Annotated in this window: 11 protein-coding genes; 3 read left to right on the top strand and 8 right to left on the bottom strand. The window is 65.7% G+C overall.

All coding sequences use genetic code 11. The features are described 5' to 3' along the window. Nucleotides 1–5 precede the first annotated feature (5 nt). The 6 genes from J2852_RS21445 to J2852_RS21420 form a co-directional block, all read right to left on the bottom strand. Complete coding sequence (locus J2852_RS21445) at nucleotides 6–1,328, bottom strand: pilus assembly protein TadG-related protein (protein ID WP_209879471.1); 1,323 nt, start codon at nucleotides 1,326–1,328, stop codon at nucleotides 6–8. 333 nt (nucleotides 1,329–1,661) lie between these two features. After that, nucleotides 1,662–3,053: a ribosome biogenesis GTPase Der gene (gene der / locus J2852_RS21440; protein ID WP_209879468.1), complete on the bottom strand. Its 1,392-nt coding sequence runs from the start codon at nucleotides 3,051–3,053 to the stop codon at nucleotides 1,662–1,664. Between the two features lie 35 nt (nucleotides 3,054–3,088). Continuing rightward, entirely contained in the window at nucleotides 3,089–4,450 is a 1,362-nt protein-coding gene (locus J2852_RS21435; protein WP_209879465.1) for an outer membrane protein assembly factor BamB family protein, read from the bottom strand. Then, on the bottom strand, nucleotides 4,450–5,094 hold the full coding sequence (locus tag J2852_RS21430) for a tetratricopeptide repeat protein (RefSeq protein ID WP_209879462.1): 645 nt from the start codon (nucleotides 5,092–5,094) through the stop codon (nucleotides 4,450–4,452). The genes J2852_RS21435 and J2852_RS21430 overlap by 1 nt, the downstream gene beginning before the upstream one ends. A gap of 137 nt (nucleotides 5,095–5,231) precedes the next feature. Next, complete coding sequence (locus J2852_RS21425) at nucleotides 5,232–5,795, bottom strand: thioredoxin family protein (protein ID WP_209879459.1); 564 nt, start codon at nucleotides 5,793–5,795, stop codon at nucleotides 5,232–5,234. 153 nt (nucleotides 5,796–5,948) lie between these two features. Next, nucleotides 5,949–6,590, bottom strand: coding sequence for a response regulator transcription factor (locus tag J2852_RS21420; protein ID WP_209879456.1), 642 nt, complete (start codon nucleotides 6,588–6,590; stop codon nucleotides 5,949–5,951). Nucleotides 6,591–7,335: 745 nt separating this feature from the next. Here J2852_RS21420 and J2852_RS21415 point away from each other — a divergent pair. After that, nucleotides 7,336–8,076 (top strand): response regulator transcription factor, encoded by a 741-nt coding sequence (locus tag J2852_RS21415; RefSeq protein ID WP_246499894.1) that lies wholly within the window; start codon nucleotides 7,336–7,338, stop codon nucleotides 8,074–8,076. 286 nt (nucleotides 8,077–8,362) lie between these two features. Here the strand turns inward: J2852_RS21415 and J2852_RS21410 are convergent, their stop codons facing one another. Beyond that, complete coding sequence (locus tag J2852_RS21410; protein WP_209879453.1) at nucleotides 8,363–9,055, bottom strand: LuxR C-terminal-related transcriptional regulator; 693 nt, start codon at nucleotides 9,053–9,055, stop codon at nucleotides 8,363–8,365. Between the two features lie 561 nt (nucleotides 9,056–9,616). Between J2852_RS21410 and J2852_RS21405 the strand changes: the two genes are divergently transcribed. Further along, nucleotides 9,617–9,790 carry a hypothetical protein gene (locus J2852_RS21405; protein ID WP_209879450.1) on the top strand — a complete coding sequence of 58 codons (174 nt, stop codon included), beginning with the start codon at nucleotides 9,617–9,619 and terminating at the stop codon, nucleotides 9,788–9,790. A gap of 104 nt (nucleotides 9,791–9,894) precedes the next feature. Here J2852_RS21405 and J2852_RS21400 read toward each other — a convergent pair whose 3' ends face one another. Beyond that, on the bottom strand, nucleotides 9,895–11,274 hold the full coding sequence (locus J2852_RS21400; protein ID WP_246499893.1) for an ATP-binding protein: 1,380 nt from the start codon (nucleotides 11,272–11,274) through the stop codon (nucleotides 9,895–9,897). 845 nt (nucleotides 11,275–12,119) lie between these two features. On the opposite strand from J2852_RS21400, the gene J2852_RS21395 reads away from it, so the two are divergent. Continuing rightward, nucleotides 12,120–14,051, top strand: a complete 1,932-nt coding sequence (locus J2852_RS21395) for a potassium transporter Kup (RefSeq protein WP_209879444.1) — start codon at nucleotides 12,120–12,122, stop codon at nucleotides 14,049–14,051.

The raw sequence follows: 14,051 nt of genomic DNA, 5'->3' as shown, positions 1-14,051 counted from the left end.
CTGCCTCACTCGCTGAGCCGCGTCATACCCATCCGGATCGGCCGCTCGCCCCGGTCGCCGCAATGGTCGGCGCCCAGCGCCGCCGTGCCGGTGAACGTCACCGTCCGCGCCACGACCTGGATGCAACCTGCTGCGGCCGAGGCGTTGTTGCCAGCCCAGTCGATGTCCTGCACCGGGAAGTACATCGCCCCTTGGAGGCTCATCTCGGCGGTCCCGTTGAAGACGTTCCGCCCGCTCACTGGCGCGCGGCGGTCCTGATAGAAGAGAAGGCCACGGAACGGGGCGCCGGGATCGGACGGCGCCCGCAGATCGATGCTGGTGTTGCCGTTGATGCGGACGGTGCCGATGTTGTTGCCCTGCGTGCCGCGCGTCGTCAGGACGAAGGTGACGCCGTCCGTCGTCTTGTCATAGTCGCCAGTGATGGTGCCGCCGGAAATCGTCAGATCGCCATCGACGATGTAGTAGGTGCCCGGCTTCAGGGTGACCTCGGCCTTGCCGGAAATCGACAGGCCACCACAGTAGACGCCCGGTTCCAATTCCTTGTCCTTGTTGACCTTGACTTCGTTCTGGAAGGTGCAGGCGGGAACCGCGCCGACCTGGACTCCGGCGTAGGGATCGGCGAGCACCGCCCCACGGGTCGTGGGAGGCTCGGCCAGCGTGACGTTCACGCTTCCCGACTGGGACATTCCACCGGCCGTCCACAGGGATTTCGCGTTGACGCTGACGTTGCCGCTCAGGTCTATGGCGGTGGAGCTCACGGAGTTGGCCGCCAGCAAGCACCCCTTCATCTCGACATCGGCGGTGCCGCGCCCCTTGATGGCGCCCGCTGCCTGCGGGGCCAGCGCCAGCACGCAGGCTTGGCCGCCGTTAGCGATGGAGACCACCGCGCGCGCCGAAATGACCGGATCGTGGTCGAGGAACAGGCTGGCGAACAGCAGTTCCCGGCGGTCGTGAAGGATGGCTTCCACCGCGTTGGCGTTGCCGGCCATGGCGCCGAGAGTCGGCGGTATGTTGATTTCAACCGCCCCCTCGTCGAGAGCTTCGGCGAGGCCGTTTCGCAACGCCTCCCGCTGCGCCACCGGAAGCACCGAATCGGCGCTGCCGCGTGCCCGCTCAAGCGCCGCCGCCAAGGCCGCCGCGTCGGCGGCGGTCTGCAACTGCCGGCGTGCCGCGTACCAGGAGCCGTATTCGACACCCAAGCTCAGCATCCCGAGCAGCACCGACATCAACAGCGCCACCATGACGGCGATGGCGCCGCCTTCGTCGCGTTTCAGCCGATGCAGGAAACCACTGGAAACGGGAAGCGTGGGAACAGGATGCGCCGTCATGGCCCGACCTCCGCCCTCGGCCTACCGGCCATGGGCCGCCTCAGGCTTTCGGGTCAACACTCAGCCAACCGAGGCATTATGCCTCATCTTCAAAAGACTACTCCTTTCGAAGGTGAGTTGCAATGGAGAGCGTTCAATGACCTAATGAAAACACATCCTGTACAGCGTCTATTTCGGCATTTACTTGAACTCCGCCGGCAGTTCCTTCGCGAAATGGTTCGAATTTCGAAGCAATTCGGATCGGGGGCGATGGAAATGCCGGCGGTACTTTTCACGCGCACAAAAAAGCCCCTCTCCCACGCGCGGCGGGAGAGGGGCTTGCTTTGAAAAGGCTCAATCGTCGGCGTAGGGGTTTTTGCCCTTGCGCAGCAGCAGGCGCACCGGCACGCCCGGCAGTTCGAACGTATCGCGCAAATGGCTGATCAGATAGCGGTGATAGCTCTCCGGCAGGTCCAGCGGCTTGTTCACGAACAGCGCAAAGGTTGGCGGGCGGGTCTTCACCTGCGTCACGTAGCGGATCTTCACGCGCCGGCCCTCGACCAGCGGCGGCGGGTGGTGTTCCAGCACGCCCCCGATCCAGCGGTTCAGCTGGGCTGTGGGAATGCGGCGGTTCCACTGCGCGTAGGTCGCCAGAACGGAATCGAGCAGCGTGTCCAGCTTCTTGCCGTGCAGGGCGGAGATGGTCACGACCTCCACGCCCTTGATCTGGGCCAGCGCCGCCTGGAGCTTGTCCTCCACCTGGCGCAGCGCCATGGCGCGATCCTCGACCGCGTCCCACTTGTTCACGGCGAGAACGAGCGCGCGGCCCTCCTCCACCACCATGCGGGCGATGGTCAGGTCTTGCTTGTCGAGAATCTGGCTGGCGTCCACCACCAGCACGACGACGTTGGCCAGCCGGATGACGCGCAGCGCGTCGGCGACGGCCAGCTTCTCCACCTTCGCTTCGACCCGCGCGCGCTTGCGCATGCCGGCGGTGTCCACCAGCTTGAACTTGCGACCGCGCCATTCCCAATCGACGGTGATGGCGTCGCGCGTCATGCCGGCTTCGGGGCCGGTCAGCACGCGCTCCTCCCCGATCAGGCTGTTCAGCAGCGTGGACTTGCCGACGTTCGGGCGGCCGACGATGGCGATCTGGATGGGCCGGGTCTTCTCTTCCTCCGGCTCGGGCTGGTCGCCGATGGGAAGCTCCTCGCCCTCGGCAACGGCGGCGGCCTCCTCGGCCTTTTCCTCCTCTTTCGCGTAGGGCATCAGGGCCTGGACGAGGTCGGCCATGCCCTCGCCATGCTCGGCGGACAGCGGAATGGGTTCGCCAAGGCCGAGTTCGAAGGACTCGTACAGGCCGGGCGCGCCCGCCTTCCCTTCCGCCTTGTTGGCGACCAGGATGACCGGCGTCTTGCCCTTGCGCAGCAGGGCCGCGAAGTGCCGGTCGAGCGGCGTGATGCCGGCGCGGGCGTCGATGATGAACAGCGCAACGTCGGCGCGTTCCAGCGCGCGTTCGGTCTGGCGACGCATGCGCGCCTCCAGGCTGTCGTCGGTGACATCCTCCAGGCCCGCCGTGTCGATGACGGTGAAGGACAGGCCGCCCATGCGGGCAGGGGCCGAGCGCCAGTCGCGCGTCACGCCCGGCGTGTCGTCGACCAGCGCCAGCTTCTTGCCGGCCAGACGGTTGAACAGCGTCGACTTGCCGACATTCGGCCGGCCGACGAGAGCGACGGTAAAGGACATGTGGCCGGAGGCCTTCGGTTATTCAGCCGAGGCGATCAACGGTACGCGACCAGCGTGCCGTTCTCGCCCAGGACATATAGGGTGTTGTTGGCGACCACGGGAGGCAAGTAGGTGGGCGACGGCAAGGAATAGCGGTTGACCACCTGCCCGTCCGTTGGGGACAGGGCAAGCATCTGCCCGTTCGAGCCGGTGACCCACAGCTTGCCGCCGGCCAGGACCGGACCGGACCAGGTGATCGGCCCCTTGCGGTCCTCCGGATCCTTGAAGCGGTCGAGCGTCGCCACCCAGCGGACGCGGCCGGCCTGACGGGTGACCGCCACGATCTCCGAATCGTTGGTCAGGACGAACAGGAAGTCGCCGGCCAGCCAGGGGGTCTGGGTGCCGCCGATTTCCGTCTCCCACACGCGGTTGCCGATGCGCTCGTCCACCGCGACCATGCGGCCGGAATGGCCGACGGCGTAAACGGCGCCGCGATCCAGGACCGGAAGGCCGCGGATGTCGGCAAGGCTGCTCAGCGCGCCGCCACGGCGGATTGCGGCCAAGCTCTCCTGCCAGGCGACGCGGCCGTTTTCGGGACGCAGGCCGTAGAGTTCGCCCGACGAATAGGGAGCGATCACCAGAGTCTGCGTGGCGGCCGGGCTGGCGGCGCCGAGCAGGCCGGCGGTTTCCAGAATGCCCTGGTGGGTCCACTGGATCTCGCCGTCCGTTGCCGAAAGCGCGGCCAGCTGGTTGTCGAGCGTCAGGACGAAGACGCGCCCGTTCAGCACGGTCGGCGCGCCGCGTACCGGACCCGGCACGCGCTTGCGCCAGATCACGCTGCCGTTAGCGGGGTCGATCGCCAGAACCTCGGCGTAGCCGGTCGCCGCGAAGACCCGGCCATCGGCGTAGGCGACGCCGCCGCCGCTGGCGCTGCCGCGCTCATGCTCCGGCCGGGTGTCGATGCGCCACTGCTGGCGGCCGCTGCGCTCATCGAGCGCCGCGACGTGCGAATCGGCGTCCATGGCGAAGATGCGCCCGTCGGCGATCACCGGCGTCGAAAGCAGCATGCGCGAGCTGCTGGTGCCCGCGCCGACGTCGCCGCGCCACGCCTCGGCCGGGGTCGCGGACAGCGCCAGATGGCCCAGCGCGTGATCCGGCGTGCCGCCCGGCTGCGCCCAGGCCGCGTTGGTCGCGGCCGGCGGTACGGTTACCGCGACGTCGGCAAGGCGCGGATCGGCCTCGATCTTGCGTTCGCGCGTCAGAACCGCCACGCGCTGGCCCGGCAGGGGCGGATCGGGCGTCTTGCCGAACCAGCTGTTGACCGTGTCGCAGCCGCCGAGCAGGACGGCGAGCAGCGGGGCGGACAGCAGGGCGGCGCGCGACAGGGTGGCGCGGGGCTTGGTCACGGTGCGGGTCATCAGGTCTTGCCGTAGAGGGTGGCGAGGTCGGAGGCGCGCGAGCGGACGCCCGCCGGAGCCTGGGAGTCGTCCGCCAGTTGCTGGAAGAGGGTGCGCGCCTTCTCCTTGTCGCCGGCGCGGGCGGCGAGCACGGCGGTCATCTCGCGGGCCGAAAAACGCCAGGGGCTGGTGTCGGCGCTCAGCGGCTGAAGCCGCGCCTGAAGCTGGCCCGGATCGCCGCTGCCCAGCTGGTGCATGACCGAGAGCAGCGTGGCAAGGTCGCGGTAGACGGCGTTCACGCCGCCGTTGCCGGCGATCTTGTCGTAGATGGCGACGGCATCGGCCGTCTTGCCCTCGCGGGCCAGAACGGCGGCGGCGTTCAACTGGGCCAGCGCGGCCATGCCGGGATCGGCCTTGCCGGCGAAGGCGGCCAGCGCCTCCACACCCTTGTCGGCGCCCTGCCCGGTTTGGGAAATGGCGGCGACGAGGTCGACCGTTTCCTGCTGCTGCTGGTTCTGCTTCCAGCTGCGCCACGCGGTGTAACCGCCGGTGCCGGCAACGACCGCCAGCGCCCCGGCCAGCACGATGCCGCCGTAGCGCTTGAACAAGCCCTCCATGCGGTCGCGGCGCAGATCCTCGTCGACTTCGCGGAAAATATCGCTCATGGCCCTACAGCGGCGCGAGTGGAAAGGCGCCCGCGCGCGGTCGCGGCGGGCGGTTCTGGTTGTTCACAGGGCCGGATAGCATTGGCGCAAGCACGCGGTCAAGGCGCAAGCGGCGACTGGACCTGCCTGGGACCTGTTCAGGGACCCGTCAGGCGCTCACGCCATTTGATGGAGCAGCCCATGCTGGGGATCTGGTCGGCCGGCCCCTGCCCCGTGTCGGCGATGCGAACCATGGCGTGGTAAAGCTCGCGCGGGGCGTCCGCGATCAGCTCCCGCTTCGAGGAATCGAGGCGGCCACGGTATTGCAGTTCCAGGTCGGCGTTGAAGCCGAAGAAGTCCGGCGTGCACACCGCGTTGTAGGCGCGCGCTACCCCCTGAGTCTCATCGATCAGGTAGGGAAAGGTGAAGCCATGCTCCGCCGCGAAGCGCTTCATGTTGTCGAAGCTGTCCTCGGGATAGCTGTCCGTGTCGTTCGACATGATGGCGACGGCGTTGATTCCATGCTCCTTCAGCGCGTTCGCCTCGGCGACGACACGGCCGATCACCGCCTTCACGTAGGGACAGTGGTTGCAGATGAACATCACCAGCGTGCCGCGCGGGCCGCGCACGTCGGCGAGGGCGTAGGTTTTGCCGTCCACGCCCTTCAGGCTGAAGTCCACCGCCTTCCAGCCGAAATCGCACACCGGGGTTTCCGCCGCCATCGTCGCCTCCTCTCGTTCGTTTCAGCGCACTATAAGAAGTGATCCGGCGAGCGGAATCGAAAAGGCCGCCGAGCACGGGGGTCCGTGTGCTCGCGCGGCCTTTGCGCCGTTCGTGTGAAGGCCGATCAGATCGCTCCGATCACGATGGCCCGATCAGGATGCCATGGCGGCGGCAGCGATCACGGCCTGGGTGCGGTTCTTTACGCCCAGCGACTTGAAGATCGCGGTGACGTGGATCTTCACGGTGCCTTCCGACAGGCCCAGCTCATAGGCGATCTGCTTGTTGGACTTGCCGGCGCGCAGGCATTCCAGCACCTCGCGCTGGCGCTGGGTCAGGCCGTAGCCGCTGCTGCGGTCGGCGACGTCCAGGGAGCGGCGGCGCGGTGCGGCCTCCGTCGCGGCGCTGAGCGCGCCGGGCGGGACGTAGATGCCGCCGGAGAACACGAGGTTCAGCGCGCCCATCATCACCTTGACGCTGCTGGACTTCGGAATGTAGCCGGTCGCTCCATGGTCGAGCGCGCCGCGAATGTCGGCCAGCGATTCGGAGGCCGAGATCACCACCACCGGAACGCCCGGCTGGAGGCTCTGCACCTCGCGAAGGCCATCGAAACCGGGCCACGCCGGCATGTGCAGGTCCATCAGAACCACATCGAAGCTGCCGCCGGTGCGGCACTGCTCGACAACTTCCCCAAACGTCCCCGCCTCGACAAAGACGGCGTCGGAATGCAGCTGCTCCAGCAACCGACGCAGGCCTTCACGGAAAAGCAGATGGTCGTCACCGATCAGAATCTTCATGGTCCCCGTCCACCCTGGTTTGCCGGTCCTTGCGGACCCGTTCGCCTGATCTCTGGCCGGGTCACCCCGTGGTGACCGGACCATCCTCTCGCCGTAACTGGCTTGGATGACTGCTACCACATTCGGAAGAGCATCAATATATCGACAAGGGCCATAGGTCATTCGCGGCTGCAAAAACGACCTTTGACACGGCCGAACCCTGCGGAACGAAATGGAGGTTCGGCCGTTGGTCATAGAGGCTGCACCAATGGCGATTGGGAGGTGATACCTCACCGTCCGAAATACTCGCGCGCGACTCCGCGCGACAGCCCTGCCCGTGAAATTGCAGGGACATCGACATGATCGATTTTGACTTTGTGTTTGCTACCCCCATTGCGGTTCATGCAACGCCGGTCGGGGTCACCCGGTGGATATAGGGAAGCCTGCCCCCTTGCGTAGGAGCCCACCTGCCCTTCCGGGCCAATGATCACGGAGGTGTTATCGGTCGGGGGATGCCGGTCACCATTCAGATGTGCTTGACGATCTTGAATGATAATCTATCGTTTGATTTACGAGGCGCTGTCCTAATTTATAAACTCATTATCGCACTGTCAAGTTTTTTTCCAGGTTTTAAAATGATATCCGAGATATTCGATGAAGGATTTAATCGAAGTCCCAAACAACCTCCGACGAACCTCGAACGCAGGCGGCGATAATGCCCAATCAAGGGCCTGCCGTGGATGCCTCCTCCAGACAGAGCTGACCCATGCACATGCACCATGAGTACGCCCAAGAGAAAGCATCGCACTCGACCCGCAACGCGGTGACCCCCATGCACGTCTGCCTGATTCTCGACAACAATTCCCTCACCGAAACGGTGGTGCAGGCGCTGGACAAAGCCGGCCGTCACCGCGTCACCGTGTTCCACGACATCTCGGAACTGACGCAGAGCACGCTGACGCCGGACGCGATCCTGATCGGCCTTCAGCAGTTCACGGCGCTGCGCGAGAACGAGCCGATGGTGTACCTGCGCCTGTCGCGCCGGTCGCGCATCGTGGTGGTGCTGTCGTCGCGGGAACTCCTGGACGCCGCCCACATCCTCGCCTTCGCCGACGCCTGGGTGTTCGAGGACATCAACGTCGATCGGATCAACGAACTGCTCGACCTGGGGCTTGAGGGCCACTGCCTGATGCCCAAGCAGTTCCTTTCGCGCCTGGGCGTGGACGAGATCCGGCTGACGCTGCTGCCCCGCCTGTCCGAACCGGAGTTCGAAACGCTCCGCCTGCTCGGCCAGGGGCTGAACAACCGGACCATCGCCAACCAGCTCGACCTGTCGGAAGCGGTCATCAAATCGATGGTGCGCAGCGTCCTGTCGAAGCTGCATTTCCGCAACCGAACGGAAGCCGGCGTTTTCGCGGCCCGCCAGCAGGGTGCCCTGCAATCGGCCCGCGACGGCATGGTTCCGCCGCACATGCACGCCGCGCAGGCGCACCGTCCAGGGGCCTGATCGTCCACCTCCCTGCCCGTCCCTGTCGTAATCCCGGCCCCGTGCCGGGATGCTTTTGTGCCGAAATGCTTCTCACCTCGGCACCGCTGGGGCATCACTGGCGCAAGGCCCGCTTCGGCGGGCTTTTTCGTGTCCGATGGCGTGAAGAGGCTCCAACATGCAAAACGGCAACGGGCGAGACCTTGCGAGGTCCCGCCCGTTGCGGATCTTGCGTGCGGCGCTTTTCAGGAATGCCGCCGGCCGGCCGCCACGGTGACGGCCGACCCGGTTCGGCTCGACGTGTTCGCTACTGGTGCGCGGCGGCGGCCGCGACCACACCGGCGCCGGCCAACTCGCCGCCGATGCCGTTGTTCAGCGCCCAGATGGCCGCCTGGGTGCGGTTGGAGGCGTTGATCTTGCGCAGAAGGCTCTTCAGGTGAACCTTCACCGTCGCCTCGGTGATGTTCAGGTGGTTGGCGATCATCTTGTTGCTGTCGCCGTTCAGCAGGCAGCGCAGGATCTGAACCTCACGCTGCGACAGGCCCTTGCGGGACACGGGCATGTCGGTGCCGTTGCCGTTCACCCGGCCGGAGATCAGCAGGGCGGCCAGATGGGTCGGGAACACCTTCTCGCCCATCATCACCAGCCGCAGCGACTGGGCCAGCGCGTCGGACGAGAGATCCTTCATCAGGTAGCCGTCAGCCCCGGCTTCCAGCGCGTTGGCGAGGCGGCGGGTGCACAGGTCGCTGGTCAGGATCACCATGCGGGCATCGGGAAGCTGGGCGCGCAAGCGACGCATGCCTTCCGCTTCCTCATCCCCGCCGTTCACGAGGTCAAGGAGGATCAGTTGGGGACGAAGACCATTTTCAACCGCGTTCAGAGCCTCCCGCAGGTTGCCGGCCTCGGCGACGATCTGGAACGGTGAGTCGTCCAACAAACGCTTTAGTCCCTCGCGGAACAGCTTGTTGGAGTCGATCAGAAAAGCACGCACTGGTTCCATAGGTCAGCTCCCGCGATTTTCGGATAAGTTGCCAAGACTTCCTTGGGCGATCTTGTTGGCTACGAGTCACCCTAGGTTGCCCAACCTGTGCCCCTTGACGGCGTGGACGCGCCGATATTTTGGATGACCATACCCCTGTGTCGTTCAGAACGGTACCACTCTGTGGTGTTAAAAGAAGAACGCATTAGGCATATGCGCAAAGCTATTTTCGAATCAGGGGTGATGGGCTCACTTTTAAAGTACTCGTCTTACCCAATCGAAAGAGTAATTTTTGTTTTAACTAACACCAATTTGCGAAGAAGGGCCCTTTTCGGACGAATCTAGGCGAGTTTGCACACATCGGAGTTGCATCGCCCGGGACGCCTTCGGCAAAGGGGTAAGATGGAGGGGCGTTGTCTTCGCCTGGAGAACCCCTCCGCCCAGAGTCATAGCTTAGTTGGTAGCTAACCAAAGGTCATAGGCTTCATCCTCAAAGAGTAAGACCCACCCGTCCGGACTGCGGCTTGACGCCTCCATCCGGACGGTGTCCGCTCACTCCGGATGAGTTTTCGGGACCGCTCCATGACGCTTTGGCAGTTGATTGGGTTGATGATGGCCGGCTACCTGCTGCTGCTCGCGCGCAGCGCTTGGAAGCAGGGGGAGTTCAAGCAGTTCCTGCGCAGCCTTCTGATCGTCGCCACCCTGTGCGCGATCATCGCCGGTGCGGTGCTGGTGGCCATGACACTCGATTCGTGACGGGCCGAACATGAACCGGCCGAACATGAAAAAGCCCTCCCTCGCGCGCGGCGAGGGAGGGCCTTGTCGGTGACTTGCTGGACGTGGCCGCTAGATCTGGGCCGCTAGATCTGGCCGCGCTCGTGGGCCTGACGCATCAGCACGTACTGGCGCATCATCTGATTGCGGAAGCGGTAGCGGGTCAGACCAGGCTCCACGACCTGGGTCAGCACCCCGCCGTGGTCCTCGCGGGTCAGGCGCTCCAGCAAGTCCAGGGCATCGCCGGAGGGCTCGGTGCCGCCGGGGCCGGCCAATTCCCTGGGATCGAAGGTTCCGTAGGGGTCGGCCGGGCACAGGGCACTGGCAAGCAGAACGTCTTCCAGCTCCGCCCGCCGCTCGGCGGCCAGCGCACGAGCGTAGGAGTCGACGATGCCGCGTTCCGCTTCCTGCAGGCAGCGGGCGACCGCGTAGGCGAGATCCTCGCGTTCCACCGTCGTCGATCCACGGCTGACTGCGCTGCGCGCCGCATGCAGGCCGAGAAGCTGGGCGTAATAGGGCAAGCCCCGTACGAAGGAACCGATACGTTCGACCACATCCGGCGCGAAGGTGATGCCGGCGTTCTCGGCGCCAGCCTGGATCAGGCGGTTGATCTCCTGTTCGCTCATCAGCGGCAGATGGACCGGCACCAGCGACCGCTGGATCGACGGATGTTTGCCGAGCAGCTGGTCCAGATTTTCCGCCACGCCGACGACCAGAAGTGTCACGGGGATCGAGCTGTCGGTCAGGTTCTTGAACAGCTCCGCCAGCTTGTTCCGGAAATCCTCGTCGGTGACGCGGTCGTACTCGTCGAGAATTAGCAGGACGTGCGTGGCGTGAATGCCGGACAGAACCTCGTTCAGTTCCGTCACGCTGAACGTGCCTTCCGGCAGAAGCTCGTTGAAACTGCTGAAACTGCGGCGCGCGGCGAAGGGGTTGTCCACGCCGGAGCGGTAATAGGTCGAGGGAATCTTCTTCAGGAAATGCCGGAAGATGTCCTCAAAGCTCAGCTCCGCGCTGCAGGTCAGCTTCAGCGACAGGTAACCGGCCTGACCGGCGATCTTCTCGATGGCGTTGGCGACCGAGGTCTTGCCGCGCCCGCGATCGCCGAACAGGATCACGTGCGCCCGCTCCTCCTCGATGGCGGAGATGATCCGCTTCATCGTGTCGGTGCGCCCGATGAACAGGGAGTTCAGCTGCTGCTTCGGCCGCGTCGGCGTGAAGGCCTCGCGCAGAAGGCCGTTCAGCTCCGGCGTCAGCCCCTTCAGCATGGCCGGCGCGCCGACCGCGCCGGGCGAGCGCAGGCCGCCGTTCACGGTCATGGTGAAGCGCGGCAGATCCACGTCGGACGGCATCGCATCAGCCCGCGCGAGGCCGGCCCCTCGCGGACCGTTGGTGAAGCCCATGCCGGGACCGCCCCCCGACCCGCCGACCGGCCGCAGGTGCTGGCCTTGGGCCGGGCGAGCCATCTGCGGTCCGGATGGCGGCGCCCCGAAGGCTGGATTGCCTCCCCCGGCGCCCGGCCCGGTGATCCCGCCACCCGTGATTCCAGCGCCCCCAACACCGGCCGTGTTGGACATCCGGTCGTCCGCAACGGCGGCTGACCGCCGCTTCCGAAAGAAGTTCCGCATCCGTCCCGTACCCCGAACAGTCCGCGTTGCCCGTATCGACCGGAACCGGCCGATGACGACTCATTATGACGCGCCCCCTCTCCCACCACGGCAGGCGGCGGGTTCGATGACGCGCTTTCCGGATGTAGGCGGTGCGGCGCGCGATGCGGCTTGGGATTTCGGATGATTATACCGACGAAGATCAGCCCTAAAGGCGACTCCATTCGGGGGAGCTACCGGCGAAAGCGACCAATCAATATAGCAGATCGGCGCCTTGGCGAAGTAAACGCCGGAACCGGAGCGGTGTTCAGAAGCCGAAGGCGCGACCGACCAAAGTCCAAACGAACAGCGTGCCGAATAGGGCCGTCAGAGTCGCGAACTCACGCAGAAAAGCCAGGACCGACATGGTGACCTCCATCACATCGTGTGGTGTCACGAGAGGTAACAGAACAAAGAATGAACGACAAGCGGAAAGTTCTCATTTCGTTCCACCTCCGCGCACGCCCGCACGGGCGTGGCGTTTCGGCCACGGCGAAACCCGCCGGGGTTGCCGCCGGGGTTGATTGAGGCGAAGGTGGTGGCGAGGGTGCAAATGGGAACGATGACGTATGGAAAGCGTTCGCGGGATGAACAGCGCTTTCCAAAGCAATTGCGCGCCACCATAGTGGAACGGCGGAACGCGCAAGGGCACGAAAGAATCGCTCATGGACACCGCCAACCACACCAACGACGCGGGGACGGGCGGCTCGGGCGCGAGCGGCGGTGATGCCGGCGCCACGCATTCCAACCGCATGCCGGCGCTCGTGCTGGGCGCGCTGGGCGTCGTCTATGGCGACATCGGGACCAGCCCGCTCTACACGCTGCGGGAGGCCTTCACCCACACCGGGCTTCCACTGGACGAGCCCACGATCCTCGGTGTGCTGTCGCTGGCCTTCTGGGCGCTGATCATCGTCGTCACGGTGAAGTACGTGATGGTCATCATGCGCGCCGACAACCGGGGCGAAGGCGGCGTGATGGCGTTGGGCACACTGGCCCACCGGGGCTTGGGGTCGGTGGCCGGCGGCCGGGCAATCATCGCGCTGTCGATCCTCGGCATGGCGCTGTTCTACGGCGACAGCCTCATCACCCCGGCGATCTCGGTGCTGAGCGCGGTGGAGGGGCTGAAGGTCGTCACCCCGGCGCTGGAGCCCTTCGTCCTTCCGATCACCGTGCTGGTGATCACCTTTCTGTTCCTTTTCCAGCGGCAGGGCACCGGACGCGTCGGCATTTTCTTCGGTCCGATCATGGCCCTGTGGTTCGCGACGCTCGCGATTCTGGGCCTCGTGCAGGTGGTTCAGTGGCCGGACGTGCTGCGCGCGCTGAACCCGCTCTACGGGATCGGGCTGTTCGCCGTGCACGGCTGGCTGGGCTTCATTACGTTGGGCGCCGTGGTTCTGGCGGTCACGGGCGCGGAGGCTCTGTACGCCGACATGGGCCATTTCGGCCGCGCGCCGATCCGCTTCGCGTGGCTGTACCTCGTGCTGCCGGCGCTCGTGCTCAATTACTTCGGGCAGGGGGCGATGCTGCTCCACGAGCCGGAGACGCTGGAAAACCCCTTCTTCCATCTGGCCCCCGATTGGGCGCAGCTGCCGCTGGTGGTGCTGTCCACGGCGGCCACGGTCATCGCCAGCCAGGCGGTGATCTCCGGCGCCTTCTCGCTGACCCGGCAGGCGGTGCAGCTCGGCTACCTGCCCCGGCGCGAGATCCGCCACACCTCGGAGCACGAGGTCGGGCAGGTCTACATCCCACGCAACAACTGGCTGCTGCTGGCCGGTGTGGTGATCCTGGTGATCGGCTTCGGGTCGAGCAGCAACCTCGCCGCCGCCTACGGCGTGTCGGTGACCGGCGCCATGGCCATCGACACGATCCTCGCCGCCGTGGTGGCGTGGCGGCTGTGGGGCTGGAACCCGGTCTTCGTCATCGCGGCCTTCGCCTTCTTCCTGGTCATCGACCTGGCGCTGTTCGGCGCCACGCTGATGAAGGTGCCGGAGGGCGGCTGGTTCCCGCTGCTGATCGCCGCCGCGGTCTATCTGCTGATGAGCACGTGGCGCCGGGGCCGGGCGATTCTGGCCGACCGGCTCTACGCCGACGCGCTGCCGATGGACCTGTTCCTGCAACGGGTCTCGCCGCAGTCGCCGCAACGCGTCGCCGGCACCGCCGTCTTCATGACCGGCAACCCCGACGTGGTGCCGCACGCGCTGCTCCACAACATCAAGCACAACAAGGTCATCCACGAGCGCGTGGTCATCCTGACCGTGCAGATCGAGGAGGTACCGCGCGTCAATCCGGACAAGGCCGTGTATGTGGAAAAGCTGGGCAAGGGCTTCTTCCGCGTGGTCCTGCGCTACGGCTATCTGGAGCAGCCGCACATCCCCCGCGCGCTGGAACGGTGCCGCCGCTACGGCCTGCACTTGGACATGATGGAAACGTCCTTCTTCCTGGGCCGCGAGACGCTGATTCAATCGAAGACCGAGGGCCTTCCGGGATGGCGGGAACCGATGTTCATCCTGCTGTCCAAGACCGCCCTATCGGCGACGGAGTTCTTCTGCATCCCGCCGGGCCGCGTCGTGGAGTTGGGAACGCAGGTGGAGATCTGA

Source organism: Azospirillum soli (assembly GCF_017876165.1).
Classification (GTDB): Bacteria; Pseudomonadota; Alphaproteobacteria; order Azospirillales; family Azospirillaceae; genus Azospirillum; species Azospirillum soli.
The sequence above is the reverse complement of the archived record's forward strand: the minus strand, read 5'-3'. Positions and strand labels throughout refer to the sequence as shown.

Bases quoted from the DNA above. Each gene is read 5' to 3' on its own strand.
- J2852_RS21415 (WP_246499894.1), top strand. From the start codon at position 7,336: ATGCACATGCACCATGAGTACGCCCAAGAGAAAGCATCGCACTCGACC.
- J2852_RS21405 (WP_209879450.1), top strand. From the start codon at position 9,617: ATGACGCTTTGGCAGTTGATTGGGTTGATGATGGCCGGCTACCTGCTG.
- J2852_RS21395 (WP_209879444.1), top strand. From the start codon at position 12,120: ATGGACACCGCCAACCACACCAACGACGCGGGGACGGGCGGCTCGGGC.
- J2852_RS21400 (WP_246499893.1), bottom strand. From the start codon at position 11,274: ATGGCTCGCCCGGCCCAAGGCCAGCACCTGCGGCCGGTCGGCGGGTCG.
- J2852_RS21420 (WP_209879456.1), bottom strand. From the start codon at position 6,590: ATGAAGATTCTGATCGGTGACGACCATCTGCTTTTCCGTGAAGGCCTG.
- J2852_RS21425 (WP_209879459.1), bottom strand. From the start codon at position 5,795: ATGGCGGCGGAAACCCCGGTGTGCGATTTCGGCTGGAAGGCGGTGGAC.
- J2852_RS21435 (WP_209879465.1), bottom strand. From the start codon at position 4,450: ATGACCCGCACCGTGACCAAGCCCCGCGCCACCCTGTCGCGCGCCGCC.
- J2852_RS21430 (WP_209879462.1), bottom strand. From the start codon at position 5,094: ATGAGCGATATTTTCCGCGAAGTCGACGAGGATCTGCGCCGCGACCGC.
- J2852_RS21445 (WP_209879471.1), bottom strand. From the start codon at position 1,328: ATGACGGCGCATCCTGTTCCCACGCTTCCCGTTTCCAGTGGTTTCCTG.
- J2852_RS21410 (WP_209879453.1), bottom strand. From the start codon at position 9,055: ATGGAACCAGTGCGTGCTTTTCTGATCGACTCCAACAAGCTGTTCCGC.
- der (WP_209879468.1), bottom strand. From the start codon at position 3,053: ATGTCCTTTACCGTCGCTCTCGTCGGCCGGCCGAATGTCGGCAAGTCG.